At 58.9% G+C, this 15,326-nt stretch carries 17 protein-coding genes, 2 tRNA genes and 2 pseudogenes; 13 read left to right on the forward strand and 8 right to left on the reverse strand.

From position 1 onward, the window contains the following. Positions 1-12 precede the first annotated feature (12 nt). Together C7477_RS12940 and C7477_RS12945 are read left to right on the forward strand one after the other, a co-directional pair. Positions 13-276, forward strand: a complete 264-nt coding sequence (locus C7477_RS12940; RefSeq protein WP_110752771.1) for an antitoxin — start codon at positions 13-15, stop codon at positions 274-276. After that, positions 273-677 (forward strand): type II toxin-antitoxin system VapC family toxin, encoded by a 405-nt coding sequence (locus C7477_RS12945; protein ID WP_110752773.1) that lies wholly within the window; start codon positions 273-275, stop codon positions 675-677. The genes C7477_RS12940 and C7477_RS12945 overlap by 4 nt, the downstream gene beginning before the upstream one ends. Before the next feature lie 343 nt (positions 678-1,020). Here C7477_RS12945 and C7477_RS12950 read toward each other — a convergent pair whose 3' ends face one another. From C7477_RS12950 to C7477_RS12965, 4 genes are all read right to left on the reverse strand, one after another. Beyond that, the gene (locus C7477_RS12950) at positions 1,021-1,827 is read right to left on the reverse strand and encodes an amino acid ABC transporter ATP-binding protein (protein WP_110752775.1); all 807 of its coding nucleotides are present in this window, start codon (positions 1,825-1,827) and stop codon (positions 1,021-1,023) included. 65 nt (positions 1,828-1,892) lie between these two features. Then, a complete protein-coding gene (locus C7477_RS12955) occupies positions 1,893-3,071 on the reverse strand; it encodes an amino acid ABC transporter permease (protein ID WP_110752777.1) in 1,179 nt (392 codons plus the stop codon). Between the two features lies 1 nt (position 3,072). Continuing rightward, positions 3,073-4,266, reverse strand: a complete 1,194-nt coding sequence (locus C7477_RS12960; protein ID WP_110752779.1) for an amino acid ABC transporter permease — start codon at positions 4,264-4,266, stop codon at positions 3,073-3,075. A gap of 217 nt (positions 4,267-4,483) precedes the next feature. After that, positions 4,484-5,515, reverse strand: a complete 1,032-nt coding sequence (locus C7477_RS12965; protein WP_110752781.1) for an amino acid ABC transporter substrate-binding protein — start codon at positions 5,513-5,515, stop codon at positions 4,484-4,486. Positions 5,516-5,822: 307 nt separating this feature from the next. Between C7477_RS12965 and C7477_RS12970 the strand changes: the two genes are divergently transcribed. The 5 genes and pseudogenes from C7477_RS12970 to C7477_RS19215 form a co-directional block, all read left to right on the forward strand. Then, positions 5,823-6,998: a cystathionine beta-lyase gene (locus C7477_RS12970; RefSeq protein ID WP_110752783.1), complete on the forward strand. Its 1,176-nt coding sequence runs from the start codon at positions 5,823-5,825 to the stop codon at positions 6,996-6,998. 59 nt (positions 6,999-7,057) lie between these two features. Beyond that, positions 7,058-7,134, forward strand: a tRNA-Pro gene (locus C7477_RS12975). A gap of 53 nt (positions 7,135-7,187) precedes the next feature. Further along, positions 7,188-7,493 carry an ETC complex I subunit gene (locus tag C7477_RS12980; RefSeq protein WP_110752785.1) on the forward strand — a complete coding sequence of 102 codons (306 nt, stop codon included), beginning with the start codon at positions 7,188-7,190 and terminating at the stop codon, positions 7,491-7,493. Between the two features lie 83 nt (positions 7,494-7,576). Continuing rightward, positions 7,577-7,653 (forward strand) — tRNA-Arg (locus tag C7477_RS12985). Positions 7,654-7,779: 126 nt separating this feature from the next. Continuing rightward, positions 7,780-7,937: pseudogene (locus tag C7477_RS19215) on the forward strand (HigA family addiction module antitoxin); the annotation flags it as partial. A 133-nt stretch (positions 7,938-8,070) separates the two neighbouring features. Here C7477_RS19215 and C7477_RS12995 read toward each other — a convergent pair. Both C7477_RS12995 and C7477_RS18775 read right to left on the reverse strand, forming a co-directional pair. Further along, positions 8,071-8,295 carry a cold-shock protein gene (locus tag C7477_RS12995; protein WP_281032545.1) on the reverse strand — a complete coding sequence of 75 codons (225 nt, stop codon included), beginning with the start codon at positions 8,293-8,295 and terminating at the stop codon, positions 8,071-8,073. Between the two features lie 101 nt (positions 8,296-8,396). After that, positions 8,397-8,993 carry a hypothetical protein gene (locus C7477_RS18775; protein ID WP_146226098.1) on the reverse strand — a complete coding sequence of 199 codons (597 nt, stop codon included), beginning with the start codon at positions 8,991-8,993 and terminating at the stop codon, positions 8,397-8,399. On the opposite strand from C7477_RS18775, the gene C7477_RS18780 reads away from it, so the two are divergent. Together C7477_RS18780 and C7477_RS13005 are read left to right on the forward strand one after the other, a co-directional pair. Beyond that, complete coding sequence (locus C7477_RS18780; RefSeq protein ID WP_146226099.1) at positions 8,992-9,243, forward strand: hypothetical protein; 252 nt, start codon at positions 8,992-8,994, stop codon at positions 9,241-9,243. The two genes, C7477_RS18775 and C7477_RS18780, sit on opposite strands and share 2 nt — an antisense overlap. Before the next feature lie 194 nt (positions 9,244-9,437). Then, entirely contained in the window at positions 9,438-10,334 is an 897-nt protein-coding gene (locus C7477_RS13005; protein WP_110752791.1) for a hypothetical protein, read from the forward strand. A 51-nt stretch (positions 10,335-10,385) separates the two neighbouring features. Here the strand turns inward: C7477_RS13005 and hdaA are convergent, their stop codons facing one another. Beyond that, positions 10,386-11,072, reverse strand: a complete 687-nt coding sequence (hdaA, locus tag C7477_RS13010; RefSeq protein ID WP_110752793.1) for a DnaA regulatory inactivator HdaA — start codon at positions 11,070-11,072, stop codon at positions 10,386-10,388. Beyond that, positions 11,069-12,211, reverse strand: coding sequence for an AI-2E family transporter (locus C7477_RS13015; protein WP_110752795.1), 1,143 nt, complete (start codon positions 12,209-12,211; stop codon positions 11,069-11,071). The genes hdaA and C7477_RS13015 overlap by 4 nt, the downstream gene beginning before the upstream one ends. Before the next feature lie 236 nt (positions 12,212-12,447). On the opposite strand from C7477_RS13015, the gene purM reads away from it, so the two are divergent. The 4 genes and pseudogenes from purM to C7477_RS13035 form a co-directional block, all read left to right on the forward strand. Continuing rightward, on the forward strand, positions 12,448-13,515 hold the full coding sequence (gene purM / locus C7477_RS13020) for a phosphoribosylformylglycinamidine cyclo-ligase (protein ID WP_110752797.1): 1,068 nt from the start codon (positions 12,448-12,450) through the stop codon (positions 13,513-13,515). Continuing rightward, complete coding sequence (gene purN, locus C7477_RS13025) at positions 13,512-14,168, forward strand: phosphoribosylglycinamide formyltransferase (RefSeq protein ID WP_110752799.1); 657 nt, start codon at positions 13,512-13,514, stop codon at positions 14,166-14,168. The genes purM and purN overlap by 4 nt, the downstream gene beginning before the upstream one ends. 101 nt (positions 14,169-14,269) lie before the next feature. Further along, positions 14,270-14,476 (forward strand): antitoxin VbhA family protein, encoded by a 207-nt coding sequence (locus C7477_RS13030; protein WP_110752857.1) that lies wholly within the window; start codon positions 14,270-14,272, stop codon positions 14,474-14,476. 65 nt (positions 14,477-14,541) lie between these two features. Continuing rightward, positions 14,542-15,294, forward strand: a pseudogene (locus tag C7477_RS13035) (Fic/DOC family protein); the annotation flags it as partial. Positions 15,295-15,326: the final 32 nt, after the last annotated feature.

The following is a 15,326-nucleotide window of genomic DNA, read 5'->3' on the forward strand; positions in this document are numbered from 1 at the left end:
AAGGAGCGCGATATGCCAGAGTTCCGGCACTATGAGCATTCGCGGGAGGCCAAGCTCTTCCGCAATAACAAAAGCCAGGCGGTGCGCATTCCGGCTGACTTCGAGCTTCCCGGCGACCGGGTAATGATCCATCGCGATGGGGACCGCCTGATCATCGAGCCGGTGCGGCGCAAGAATTTGCTGGATGTTCTGGCCGAGTTGAAACCGCTTGGGCCTGAAGATCAATTCCCCGATATTGACGACACTCTGCCTCCGGCGACGGAAATCGACCTGTGAGCGGGCTTTATATGCTGGATACCAACATCGTGTCCGACCTCGCACGGAACCCGCAAGGCCCGGTTGCCAGACGTATCGCTGAAACAGGACCGGATGCGATTTGTGTCAGCATCGTTACGGCGGCGGAGCTACGCTACGGATGCGCCAGGAAAAATTCGCAAAAACTCACGGCGCAGATCGAGGCGATTCTTGAGAGTATGCAAGTACTCCCGCTCGATGTACCCGCTGATGCAGAATATGGCCGCATTCGAACCGAACTGCAAACCGCAGGCAACCCCATCGGTCCCAACGACCTGTTCATCGCCGCTCACGCATGTGCGCTTGGCGCCGTTCTCGTGACTGCCAACATGGGCGAATTCAAGCGCATTCGCGCTTTGCGGATTGAGAATTGGTTGGATTGACGGTGTTGATGGAATCGCCAAGCGCCCCCGTGGTTCGAGGCTCCCCTTCGCAAGCTACGAGTCGCACCTCACCACGAGGGATACTGAAGCGTTGCGGATTGCCCCTCACCCTTACCCTCTCCCCGTGAATTACGGGGAGAGGGGGACATGGACGTCTTCGCCTTTTCCTTTTGCCGGTGCAGGGAAGAAGGAAGGGGCGCAAACGCTGACGCCCCCCTCGCCCCGCGTGCGGGGAGAGGGTAAGGGTGAGGGGCATTCCACGCGATAGGCTTATTCCCTTCACCCTCATCCTGAGGTGCGAGCGTAACGAGCCTCGAACCACGAGGGTGAAGGCCGCGCTCAATCAATGCAAGATCTGGCTCAGGAACAGCTTGGTGCGTTCGTGTTGCGGGTTGTCGAAGAATTCCGCCGGTGAGTTCTGCTCGACGATCTGGCCTTGATCCATGAAGATGACCCGATTGGCGACCTGGCGGGCGAAACCCATTTCGTGGGTGACGCAGACCATAGTCATGCCCTCTTCCGCGAGCGAGACCATGGTGTCGAGCACTTCCTTGATCATCTCCGGATCGAGCGCCGATGTCGGCTCGTCGAACAGCATGATGCGCGGGTTCATGCAGAGCGAGCGGGCGATCGCCACGCGCTGCTGCTGGCCGCCGGAAAGCTGGCCCGGATATTTGTTCGCCTGCTCGGGTATCTTGACCCGTTCCAGATAATGCATGGCGATCTCTTCCGCCTTCTTCTTCGGCATCTTGCGGACCCAGATCGGCGCGAGCGTACAGTTCTCAAGGATCGTCAGGTGCGGGAAGAGGTTGAAGTGCTGGAAGACCATGCCGACCTCGCGGCGCACCTCGTCGATCTTCTTCAGATCGTTCGTCAGCTCGATGCCATCGACGATGATCTTGCCCTTCTGGTGTTCTTCCAGCCGGTTGATGCAGCGGATCATGGTCGATTTGCCTGAACCGGACGGGCCGGCGACGACGATGCGCTCGCCGCGCATCACCTTCAGATTGATGTCGCGCAGCACATGGAAGTCGCCATACCATTTGTGCATGTTGACGATATCGACCGCCACTTCGGTGGAGGAAACCTTCATCTTGGAGCGGTCCGCCTGGATTTCAGAGGGATCGATGATGCTGTGTTGAGTATTCATGGAAAAGTTCCCTTAATTCTTTATTGTCGCATGATCTTGTCCGAAAAGTCTGCAACTTTTCGGGATCATTTGTGAGATGTGTCGAGCCTGCGTTCCATGAAGATGGAATAGCGCGACATCCCAAAACAGAAAATCCAGAAGACGAAGCCGGCGAAGATCAGCCCTGTGGCAGGCGTCTCCGGGGAGGCCCAGTTCGTATCGGAGAAGTTCTGCCGGACAATGCCAAGCAGATCGAACATGCCGATGATGTAGACGAGGCTTGTGTCCTTGAACAGGCTGATGAAAGAGTTGACGATGCCCGGAATGACCAGTTTCAGCGCCTGCGGCAGAATGATCAGCCGCATCTTCTGCCAATAGCTCAGGCCCAGCGAATCCGCGCCCTCGAACTGCCCCTTCGGGATAGCCTGCAGGCCGCCGCGAACCACTTCCGCCAGATAGGCGGTCTCGAACAGGGCAACCCCGATCAAAGCCCGCAACAGCTTGTCGAAGTTGGTGCCAGGCGGCAGGAAGAGCGGCAGCATGACGCTGGCCATGAACAGCACCGTCACCAGCGGCACACCGCGCACCGTCTCGATGAAAATGACGGAAAGCAGCTTGATGACCGGCAGTTTCGACCGGCGTCCCATCGCCAGAATGATGCCCAGCGGCAGGGAAACCACGATGCCGACAAAGGCGAGAACCAGCGTCACCAGAAGGCCGCCCCAAAGCGGGGTCTCGACATAGCTCAGGTCAAGCGAGCCGCCGACGAGAAGGAAGAAGGCCACCACCGGAAAGGCCACGAAGAACAAAAGCGCGTTCAACTTCTTGTATGGCGCGCGCGGGATGAGCAGCGGCACAAGAAGCAGCACGAACAGCGCCGCCGTCAGATTGACGCGCCAGCGCTCCTCCATGGGATAGCGCCCATAGATAAACTGCTCGAACTTCGCGTGGATGAACGGCCAACATGCCCCGGACCAATTGGCCGGCTGGAGACCGCCCTGCGCCACGGTGATACAGGCGGTGCGATCGCTGCCCGTCCATGCGGCGTTGATGAAAAGCCAGTCGAACATCGGCGGCAGGAACCAGACGAGCGCCAGAATGGCCAGTATCGAAAGGGCAGCATCCGTCGGCGTGGCGAACAGATTGGTACGCAGCCAATGGGTAAGACCGCCCACCCCAATCGGCGGGCGTTCCGCGGCGGCCATTTCCTTGCGTACGAAGTTGAGATCGGGTCCGAGCCGGGGAGTGAGATCGAGGTTCGCCATCTTATCTCTCCACCAATGCCATTTTACCGTTGAACCAGTTCATGAAAGCCGAGGTCGCAAGGCTGATGCCGAGATAGATCGCCATCCAGATCGCCACGATTTCGATGGCCTGCCCGGTCTGGTTGAGGATCGTTCCGCCCACGGCCACGAGATCGGGAAAGCCGATGGCGATGGCGAGCGATGAATTCTTGATCAGGTTGAGATACTGGTTCGTCAAGGGCGGGATAATGATGCGCAAAGCTTGAGGAACCACCACCTGGCGCATCGTCTGTCCCGGGCGAAGACCGAGGGCTGAGGCTGCCTCCGTCTGCCCTTTGCTGACGCCCAGAATGCCGGCGCGCACCACCTCCGCGATGAAGGAAGCCGTATAAAAGGACAGAGCCAGGAAAAGCGCCAGGAACTCCGGCCTCACCTGCGAGCCGCCCGCAAGGTTGAAGGTGCCCAGCTTCGGATAATTGAACGACAGCGGAAAGCCAGCCAGGATGAAGGCGAGCAGCGGTAGTCCGAAAATGAGCGCGGCGGCGGTGCGGTATACGGGAAATATCTGCCCGGTCGCCATCTGCCTTGAGCGCGCCCACCGGGATACAAGGACGGAAAGTGCAAGCCCTACCAGCACTGCGACACCAATCAACCAGGCCTTATCCCCCCAGACGGGGTCTGGAAAGAACAGCCCGCGCTTGTTGAGAAAGCTGCTGAATGGCAGGGAATAGCTTTCGCGGACCTCCGGCAGCACCGAAAGCACACCGAAATACCAGAAGAAGATGACCAGAAGCGTCGGGATGTTGCGGAAAACTTCTACATACACCAGGCAAATCTTGGCGATCAGCCAGTTGCGGGAAAGCCGGCCAATTCCCACCAGAAAGCCGATGATGGAGGCGGTGACGATGCCGATGGCGGCCACATAAAGCGTATTCAACACGCCGACGAGAAGCGCGCGGGCATAGGTGGAATCGCTCGAATATGCGATCAGCGACTCGCTGACGTCGAAACCGGCGCGGCCTTTGAGAAAGCTGAAACCAGAGGCGATATTGGCGCGCTGCAAATTGGCAACCGTGTTGCCGACGATCCAATAGATCAGTCCAATGATCGCGATGAAAACGACAGCCTGATAGACGATGCCCCGGATTTTAGGATCGTATAAAAACGATACACCCGGGCTTTCACGCCCGGATTCTGCAATATCCTGCGTAGCCATGTACCCTCACTACTCTGTGGTTCCCAATTTATTGTTTTTATTGGCAGTTTCGTTCTCTAGAGCGGTTCCCGCCTTGATTGAATCGTGGAACCGCTCCAACTCTTGTATTTACGCAAACCCAGACGGAAACTTTTCCTGAATTTAGAAAGACGACCGGGAAGGCGGCTCTTCGCCGCCTTCCCGGCTTCATTCATGCTCGGAAGGCTATGCTTGGGTGTTAGCGGACCGGCACACCGTACTGCAAGCCGCCCTTCGTCCACTGGGCGTTGAGGCCGCGGGCGATTTTCAGCGGGCTGGAAGCGCCGAGATTGCGCTCGAATACCTCGCCATAATTGCCGACGCCCTTGATGATCCGAACGACCCAATCATTGGTCAGGCCCAGATCGGTACCGATCTTGGTATCCGCCTCGGAGCCAAGCAGACGCTTGATTTCCGGATTGGCGGAGTTCTTCATCTCTTCGACATTCGCCTGGGTGATACCGAATTCCTCGGCATTCAGCATCGCGAAATGGGTCCAGCGCACGACGTCGGCCCACTGCGAATCGCCCTGGCGAACGCCGAGACCGAAAGGCTCCTTGGAGATGATTTCCGGCAGGACCACATGGTCGTCCGGATTGGCCAACGACAGGCGCACGGCATAAAGCTGGGACTGGTCGGAGGTGTAAGCATCGCAACGGCCGGCATCATAGGCGGCGTTGACCTCTTCCAGCTTCTCGAACACGACGGGGTTATATTCCATCTTGTTGGTCTTGAAATAGTCGGCGAGGTTCAGCTCGGTCGTCGTGCCGGACTGTACGCAGATGGAGGCGCCGGAGAGCTGCAGCGCGGAATTGATGCCCGAAAGCTTCTTCGCGTTGATCATGAAGCCCTGGCCGTCATAATAGTTGATGCCGGCGAAATCGAGACCCAGCGCGGTGTCGCGGCTGATGGTGTAGGTGGTATTGCGAACCAGGAGATCAATTTCGCCCGACTGCAGCGCGGTGAAGCGTTCCTTGGCGTTGAGCGGCGTGAACTTGACCTTGGTGGCATCGCCGAAGACGGCGGCGGCAACGGCGCGGCAATAATCCACGTCGAAACCGGACCATTCGCCCTTGTCGTTCGGCGCCGAGAAGCCGGCGAGCGACGTGTTGACGCCGCATTGCAGGAAGCCCTTGGCCTTCACATCATCCAGCGTGCCGGCGTTTGCCACTGTCGCGGTCCATGCGAGCGCGGCGACGCCCAGGACGCTTTTAAAAACTGATTTTTTCATTTTGGCACTACCCTTTTTGTGTTGCCTTTTGTGTTCCCGTTTGAAGGGTGACCCAAGCAGAATACCGGTACACGCCCCCAAAAGCGGATACCGTATCATTGAGATGTCTGCCGTGCTTCCCATCCACCCCGATATCGAATGCGATTATTCGCGCGGGGTCAAGGCTTTTAACGCTTATTAAACGAACGTCGCACTGCGTTACGGGATTGGAAGAAATGAATCCACAGGCGATGCCGGTTGCAAGGCCGGCGCGGCGGGATTATCGACAGATAATTCATGTGGGCTTGAGAGAGCCGGGAGAAAATCGATGACAAATCCTTCGGACAAACAGAAGCCGCTCGGCATCAACACGCGCCTCGCCCATGCGGGCTACGATCCCAGCGATTATTACGGCTTCCTCAATCCGCCGGTGGTCCATGCCTCGACGGTGCTCTTTCCCGATGCGCAGACGATGGCGTCGGGCAAGCAGAAATACACCTACGGCACGCGCGGCACACCAACGAGCGACGCGCTTGCAAGCGCGGTCGACATGCTGGAGGGCTCCGCCGGGACGGTTCTCGTCCCCTCGGGGCTGGCCGCCGTCACCGTCCCTCTCCTCGCCTTTCTCTCGGCGGGCGATCACGTCTTGTTCGTCGATACGATCTACTACCCTACCCGGCATTTCGCCGATACCATGCTGACCCGGCTTGGCATCGAAGTAGAGTACTATGATCCCCACCTCGGCGCCGGCATATCAGCGCTGATGCGCCCCAATACCAAAGTGGTGTTCACCGAATCGCCGGGGTCCAACACCTTCGAAATACAGGACATACCGGCCATCTCGGCAATGGCGCATGAAGCGGGCGCTATCGTTATGATGGACAATACCTGGGCGACGCCGCTTTATTTCAGGCCGCTCGACCACGGTGTCGATATCTCCATTCACGCGGCGACGAAATATCCATCCGGTCATTCCGACGTACTGCTGGGTACGGTATCGGCCAATGCGCGCTGCTGGCCGCAACTGCTGGAAAGCCACGGCACGCTTGGCATGTGCGCCGCGCCTGATGATGTCTACCAGATCCTGCGCGGCCTGCGCACCATGGGCGTGAGGCTCGATGCGCACCAGAAAAGCGCGCTTGAAATCGCCCGCTGGCTTGAGACCCAACTGGGCGTGGCCTCGGTGCTGCATCCGGCGCTGGAAAGCCACCCGGGCCATGATATCTGGAAGCGCGATTTCACCGGCGCGTCCGGCGTCTTCGCCTTCGTGCTCGCTGGCGGTGGGGCAACGAGGGCCCAGGCCTTCCTCGACGCGCTAAAGCTGTTCGGCATCGGCTATTCATGGGGCGGCTATGGCAGCCTTGCGCTTCAAGTCAACATTGCCGACCGCACTGTGGCCAGGACGGATTATCCGGGGCCGGTCATCCGGCTGCAGATCGGGCTTGAGGACACGGCTGACCTGATCGCGGACCTGCAAAACGGGTTCGACGCGGCATCGGCTTGAATAAAAGGATTTTCCCTCTTGCGCAGGGACCACTAAATCTCTAGGGAAATCAATATTGGCGGAGCGTAGCGCAGCCTGGTAGCGCACCTGATTTGGGATCAGGGGGTCGGAGGTTCGAATCCTCTCGCTCCGACCATTCCCGCCACGCGGGCGAAGTTCAATTGGCCTCAATGCTCTAAAGGTACCAGGATGGTTGCACGCATATATCGTCCCGCCAAGACTGCGATGCAGTCGGGCAAGGCAAAAACGACGGAATGGCTCCTTGAGTTCGAACCGGAAAGCCCGCGCAAAGTCGAGCCGCTGATGGGCTACACATCGTCCGGCGACATGAAGAGCCAGATCAAGCTTTTCTTCGGCACCAAAGAAGAAGCTGTTGCCTATGCCGAGAAAAACGGCATTCCCTACCGGCTTGACGAGCCGAAGGAAGCGGCGCGGCGCAAGGTTTCCTATTCCGACAATTTCAAATACGACCGCCAGCAGCCCTGGACGCATTGAGCGGTTTTCCGCTCTGTTTAGGCTGATATCCCAAGCCTTTTTGCTTGGCTGAGCGAAGCTCTGCGTATATTGCTTGTCCCGACGGTCCCGTAGCTCAGTTGGATAGAGCACCAGCCTTCTAAGCTGATGGTCGCTGGTTCGAATCCAGCCGGGATCGCCATATCTTCTAGGGTCCATACCGGACACATAGGTTACAGTTTACACTGGAGACATAGGCAACAGTTTGGGCCCGAACGGGTTTGCAAGTGGTTCGAGCCTGCATGTCTCGTCATCGACGATATCCCAGATTGCAGTCCATGAAGCAAGGCAGCCGCTGGAGCGGTGCCCGGCACATCCCGGCGCATCCCCGAGGAAATCATACCGGCGACGGGAAAGGGCAAGGCCGAAATCGCCAGCCTGCCTGGCATATCCCGCCGGCAACTTTACGATATTCTGCAGGAGAGAAGCGCAAACAAAAAAGGCCAGGCAAATTGCCCGGCCCTTCGTCATCCTGCTTTCAACAATGCCAGTACATCCGTGGTCAAAGGAAAGCGGAGATGGATTAGAGCCGGATGCAATCCTGCTCTAAGCCGTGTTTTTAGGCAGCCTGCAGGTTGCCTGCGGACATCTTGCCCGACTTGTTGTCGCGCTCGAGCTCGTAGCTGATCTTCTGGCCTTCGACGATTTCGCGCATTCCTGCGCGCTCGACGGCCGAGATATGAACGAACACGTCAGCGCCGCCGTTGTCAGGCTGGATAAAGCCGAAGCCCTTGGTGGAATTGAACCATTTTACTGTGCCTGTGGTCATGACAAACCCTTTCAAAGCAGTGTTAATGAACCGCAAAGCCGATGGCCATGCGGATGGTGATAGCGATTTTTTGAAAGGGAAGTTCGTTCAAAGCGCGATTCGCGCGGCAACCAAGTTCAGCAAGCAAAAAGATCGATAAACCAGAAATAGTGCATCTCTTGGGAAAAGTCAACTTTTAGTTTTCGACTCGGTTTTCCAAGCGTTGCAGGAACATCATCCTGCGTTGTCACAGGTAACCAAATACGAAGGAACGGCTGGTAGCTTCCGCCGCATCGACAGGTGGGAGTTCTCATGGCCAGGAAAAGACGTTCAGCCAAAGGCTCAGGCTCATCGGGATCGGGCGCTGCGCTTCTCGCCATTGTGGCGCTCGGCGCCGCCGGCTGGTGGACGGCTTCGGGTGGCAAACGTCCGGATTTTTCCTGGGCTTCAAGCCAGTTTTCGATGCCCCGGTTTTCCAGCCCCAAGGAAACGGAGAAAAACAGCGCCAGACGACAAGAGGTGGTCGCGCCGGCCAGGAGGCAGGAGAGCATGGCGAAGGCAAGTCCCGCGCCCAAGGCTGATACGCCGCGCCCGCAGCTTCCCGTGCGTCCCGTCACCCCCTCCCCGCGCAGCCAGGCATCCCAGATAATGGTCCTGAGGCCCCCGGTTCCAGTCAAAACCCCACAAGCTCCACTTAAAGCCACCATCGCGAACATTCCGGTCGGACGCCCCATGCCTGGGACCACCCCTACCATTATTTATGCCAGCGAGCGCACCGTCATTCACGAGAACGCCTGGGAAAAGGCATCCGCCATCGGCACTGTCGAGCGCGGTCGCGAAATGCGGTCCTATGGCAAGACCGGCAAATGGCATCGCGTCGTTGTGCCTTCGACCAGCATGATCGGCTGGGTGCATGAAGACCGCCTCGCCGCCTCGCGCCCGTCGCCTTTCTTCACCGGCTCGATTTTCAGATCCCAGCCCTGATCCGCTTAAAGCTTTGATAGAACATGCTTCTGCAATAGAATATTGCGCCAGCGCGGGTTTTCCGTGCGCTTAGAGCGGTATGCAATTAAGTTGAATCGGGCATCCCGCTCTAAGCCTTTGTTTTGGCCGCATGATCTTACCTGGAAGTCTGCAACTTTTCGGGATCATGCTCTAAAGGCGATGAGGTTCTTAAAATGGCCGTCTCCGCAACGCGCGAGTTGCGCTTGTTCGCAGATGTCCGCTGGGGCCGTCTGGCGAAAGGTTTTTTCCTGACGGCCGTGCTGTCGCTCAGCGTCCACGTGGTCATGACAGATATTCTGCATGTGCCTTACCCCGACCAGACCGTGAAAGCATGGCTTCCATTCCGCCTTGCCACGGATTTCGCCATGGCGTGGGGGGCGATCTGGCTTTACGGCTGCATTCACACGGCACTGCAGCAGCGCTCGCGGGCGCTTTCGGCCATTATCCTGTTCCTTCTGATGTGCGGCCTCAACGAGACACTGCGAGGCTGGTTCATGAACGCATATTGCGGCGTTCCGCATCTGGCATCGGCGGCATTCCTCGCACTCACCGGCTTGGCCGGCGCGCTTTCTTATGCCACCACGGTTGCTCTGGCCGCGCTCGGATGGCGATATATGGAAACGGGATGGCAGAAGGCCGCGGGCATCCTGATCCTTGGGCTTTTATTGACCTTTGCGATTAATCCGCTGGTCTCGCTTGCCCAGCAGGGTATCGCAGCCCATTTCCAATATCTCGCGCCTACCCATGGCTGGTGCGAAATGCCCTATGGGTTAAATGTCCAGATACCTTCCTACGCGACCTTCGTTGAACCAGCCCTGGCCTGCCTGTTCTGCGCCGCTTTCAGCTGGAGATATCTTCCGGGCGGTCTGTGGACGAAGACACTCGTCTTTACCCTCCTCATCCTGGCGCTCAAGCAGCAGCTTTTCGCTGCTTTCATCTACGCCTTTTATGCCAAGCTTCCATTCTGGACCGCGCTCTCCAGCATGGGCCAGTTCTCGCTGGAGGCGGCAGCGCTGGGGCTTCTGACCGCGCTGAGTGGGCGTGGGCGAAGAGTGAGCAGTGAGCAGTGAGCAGTGAGCAGTGAGCAGTGAGCAGTGAGCAGATACTACCTTGTTCACCGCTCACTGATCACTATTTATCTCGCTCGCCAGCACACTGGCTGCAAGCGGCCTTGTGATACGGCACTTCTGCTCAAGCGCTGCCCGGTCTAGCCGGTCAACAACGCTATTGGCGGTGGAGAGCGAGCGTTCGATGCGGCTGACGAGGTAGCCGACAAGCGGCGGCTCCACGACCACCTGCCGGTCGGCGAAGAGTTTGTAGATGACAGCCGACAGAAGCTCGTCGTCCGGCTCCGATATCTCCACCACCGTGGCCGCCTTCAGGCGCGATGCCAGATCCGGCAGCGTCAGCGGCCAGTTCGCCGGGCGGTGACGCGAGGTCATGAGCAATGATGTGCCTGCCTGGCGCACCGCATTGATGAGATGGAAAAGGCCGGTTTCATCGAAAGGCGCGGCGCCGATATCGTCGATCAGCACCGGACCTGCCGTTGCCTTGCCGATGGCATCCGGACCGATATCGGTCTGATCGAGGATCACGGCATTTGATGCAGCTTTCCAGATTGCCGCCAGATGCGTCTTGCCGGAGCCCGCCGGCCCGGCAAGCACGGTTACGGGTGAAAGCCAATTCGGCCATCGGTCGATGATGTTGACAGCCGCGCGATTCGATCCCGCGACGATCAAGTCTTCCCGGCCATAGCCCGGCTCATGGCCGAGCGCCAACGGCAGTTGACGGGGCAGCGTGATCGTCATGCTTTATCCTTGTCGCGACTGCGGTAGAGCGGCGAATTCAGATAGCGGCCAAGCGCAAAGCGCACCAGCACGCCAACCGCCGCCGCCGCCGGTACGGCGATCAACATGCCGGTGAAACCGAGCAGCGAGCCGAAGGCGAACAGGGCGAACATCAGCCATACCGGGTGCAGGCCGACCGACGAGCCGACCAGCTTCGGCTGCAATATGTTGCCCTCGATGAACTGACCGATGAGGAAGACGATGGCAACGGAACCGATCATGATCCAGTCCGGCCCGTACTGTACCAGCGCGACGCCCAGCGCCAGCACCAGCCCCACCAGTGAACCGACATAAGGAATGAAGCTGATGACGCCTGCGAAAAAACCGATCAGGAGGCCGAAATTCAGGCCAACGATGGTAAGGCCAAGCGCATAGATGGTGCCTAAGATGATGCAGAGGGTGCCCTGCCCGCGAATGAAGCCGGCAATTGCCGCATCCATTTCACGGGCCAGTTCGCGCACGGTTTCAAGATGATCGCGCGGTATCCAGGAATCGATGTGATTGATCATGCGGTCCCAGTCGAGCAGCATATAGAAGGCGACGACGGGCGTAACGACGAAAAGCGCCGCGATATCGACCAGCGTCTTGCCGGAATTCCACAGCGACTGGACAAGTGTGGTGAGAAAGCCTGTGCCCTGCTGCAGAAGCGTGCTCAGATTTTTCTGGATAACGGAATTGTCGGCGCCGATGAATTCTTGCAGCCACGGCGAATTCCGTTCGGCGAGGAACGCCTGAAGCTGCGTGATATAGCCGGGCAAGCGGGCGATGAAATCGTTCAACTGCGTCGCCAGCACCGGCACGATGACCATGATCGCCAGAACCAGCACGATCAGAAAGACAAAGAGGATCACCGCCGTCGCAGCCAGCCGCGACATCCCCAGCCGTTCAAGCCGGTCGGCGACGGGATCAAGGAAATAGGCAAGCGCCATTCCCGCCACGAAAGGCAGCAAGATTGGGCTGAATATCCATAACAACAGCGCAAACACCACCATCGCGCCCAGCCAGAACAAAGCCTGGCGGCGCACATTGGCCAAGGTATTCACCTGCACATCGACATGGATGTCAGTTTCAGGCTTGGTCTTCACCGCTATTTTCGCCATAGGTCTGATACCGTCGGTTTGCGCCATGCGATTGAGATAGGCTGGTGTCTGAGTCACGGTCAAGTGAACTATTAGCACCACCCGCGTTTCTCTTATGTAAAGGCGGGGATTGGGCCCTTTTTGCCCGCTTTTCTGGCCTATGCGGCCATATCGGCCTTGCGGGGCGGGCGAACTCGTGCCATTTCCCCGCGCGAGTACAAAACGTACGGCAATATATAATTTATCGAGGCGTATCGATGACTGGCGAAGGCAAGAACGGTTTGACCTATGCGGAAGCGGGCGTCGATATCGATGCCGGAAATCTGATGGTCGAGAAGATCAAGCCACTCGTGCGCTCCACGCGCCGCCCCGGCGCGGATGGGGAGATCGGCGGCTTCGGCGGCCTTTTCGACCTGAAGGCGGCGGGTTTCACCGACCCGGTCTTGGTCGCGGCGAATGACGGCGTCGGTACCAAGCTGAAAATCGCCATCGACGCGGGCAAGCATGACACCGTCGGCATCGATCTCGTGGCCATGTGCGTCAACGATCTGGTGGTGCAGGGCGCGGAACCGCTGTTCTTCCTCGATTATTTCGCTACCGGCAAGCTCGATCCGGATCAAGGCGCAGCGATCGTTGCCGGTATCGCCGAGGGTTGCCGTCAAGCCGGCGCGGCGCTGATCGGCGGCGAGACGGCGGAGATGCCGGGCATGTACCGCGATGGCGATTATGATCTCGCCGGCTTCGCGGTCGGCGCTGCGGAGCGCAACCGGCTGCTTCCGGCGGGCGATATCGCAGAAGGGGACGTCATCCTCGGACTGTCGTCATCTGGCGTGCATTCCAACGGCTTCTCGCTGGTGCGCCGCATCGTCGAACTCTCCGGCCTTGGCTGGGATGCCGATGCGCCATTCGCGCCCGGCAAGACGCTTGGTGAAGCGCTGCTGACGCCGACGCGCATCTATGTGAAGCCGCTACTCAAGGCGATCCGCGCCGGTGACGGCATCAAGGCGCTGGCGCATATCACCGGCGGCGGCTTTCCCGACAATATCCCGCGCGTGCTTCCTTCCGGGCTTGCGGCGGAAATCGACCTTTCAACCATCGACGTGCCGCCTGTATTCTCCTGGCTCGCCAGGACGGGCGGCGTGGCGTGGACGGAGATGCTGCGCACCTTCAATTGCGGCATCGGCATGATCGCCGTCGTCGCGCCGGAGCACGCGGACGATGTTATGAGCGTCCTTGCGGCGGAAGGCGAGAAGGTGGTGACGCTGGGCCGGATGATTCCGCGCGATGATGCGGGCGTCGTCTATCGCGGTACGCTGGCGCTATGATGAAGAAGCGCGTCGCAGTGCTCATCTCCGGGCGCGGGTCGAACATGACCGCGCTGATCGAGGCCTGCAAGGACCCGGCCTACCCCGCTGAAATCATCGCCGTGCTTTCAAACAAGCCGGATGCGGCGGGACTCGACGTGGCGAGAAGCCACGGCATCGAGGCCATCGCGGTGCCGCAGAAAGACTATCCTTCCCGCGCTGCGCATGAGGAGGCTCTCAATGCCGAGCTCGCCCGCATCGCGCCGGATGTGATCTGCCTTGCGGGCTATATGCGGCTGATGTCGGCGGATTTCGTCGGCCAATGGGAAGGCCGGATGATCAACATCCACCCTTCCCTGCTCCCGCTCTTCAAGGGCCTCGACAGCCATGCCCGCGCACTCGAATCCGGCATGCGCGTTCACGGCTGCACTGTGCATTTCGTCACCGCCGAAATGGACGGCGGCCCGATCATTGCGCAGGGCGTGGTGCCGGTGAAGGCGGATGACACGGAGGAGACGCTTTCGGCGCGAGTTCTGAAGGTAGAGCACAAGCTCTATCCGCTGGCGCTCAAACTGGTGGCGGAAGGGAAAGTGGCGATGGTGGGAGGAGAGGCGCGGTTTCAGGGTCCGGAAGGAACCGAAACGGCTTTCCTGCTTTCGCCAAACATCGGATAGCATTACCTTTGACGACAAGCTTGGCATCCAGCCGCGCAATGGCAGAAATTTTGAAAATCCAAACGTTTCATGTTATATGAAACGTCTATGGAGTTATGCCGATGAATGTCCATGCGCGCCGTCCTGACCGTTCGCCTGCCGCCATCGCAAAGCGGCAGAAAGCGACGGAACAAGCTCGAGCCGCCAACATCCGGCAAGGATATAAGCACGATCCGGTTCTCGAGGCGGCAAATGCGCGTTACGTCGCGGGCGAAATCACGATCGATGAATTTCGCAAGCAAATGCAGGCGCGCTTCAAGCCTACATGATGTTTGACAGAATAAGTCAAACCAGCCGTTCGCATTCGCGGGCGGCTTTTTTATAGGTAGACCATATGGCGGGCGTGGAGCCGACGGGATCGTATACTTATCCTGATGTCCCCGGCGATCCGGACCGCACCGGCGTTTTAAGGAACCGGTTCGGTTTGACCCGGCACTCCGAGCTACGCCCCGCCGAATATGCCATGGCCCATATCCGGATGACAGAAATCGCTGAGGGCCTGGGCCCGACCGGATCTTTCGACAAGGCGCACTTGAAAGCGATTCATCACCACATTTTTCAGGATATTTACGAATGGGCCGGTTTCGCTCGCAATGAGCATCCATTCATCGACGGCCAGCGAGCGGAGAAGATCGGTAGCATCTCCAAGGGCGGCACGTTCTTCCTGCCCGGCAGTCGCCTCGAAATGGGCCTGGACGAGGCCCTGCGGCCCATTCGCGACGCGGACGTGCTACGCGGTTCCACGCCAGCTCAGTTTGCACAGATTGCCGGGCAAGTGCTCGCCGAACTCAATTACGTTCATCCATTTCGGGATGGAAACGGGCGCGCCCAAGAGGCTTTCATCGCGGAACTCGGACGCCCATACGGTCATGATGTTGATTTTTCGGTGATCACGAAGGCCCGCATGATTGCGGCATCTATCGAAACCGCGCGTGATCCCTCCAGCCCGGCCATGCGCCATCTTGTCGAAGATGCAACAGATTCCCGACGCCGGGAAACCTTGCGCGCCGCGTTCTCCGAATTGCGCGAGCGCGGCGAAGACCCGCATGAACACGATCTACGCACGGCAAGCCCGAGCGATCCGATCTGATTTTTCCCCGCGTGCCGCGTTGCCGCTGC

The organism is Paramesorhizobium leguminum (assembly GCF_003217235.1).
GTDB lineage: Bacteria > Pseudomonadota > Alphaproteobacteria > Rhizobiales > Rhizobiaceae > Paramesorhizobium > Paramesorhizobium leguminum.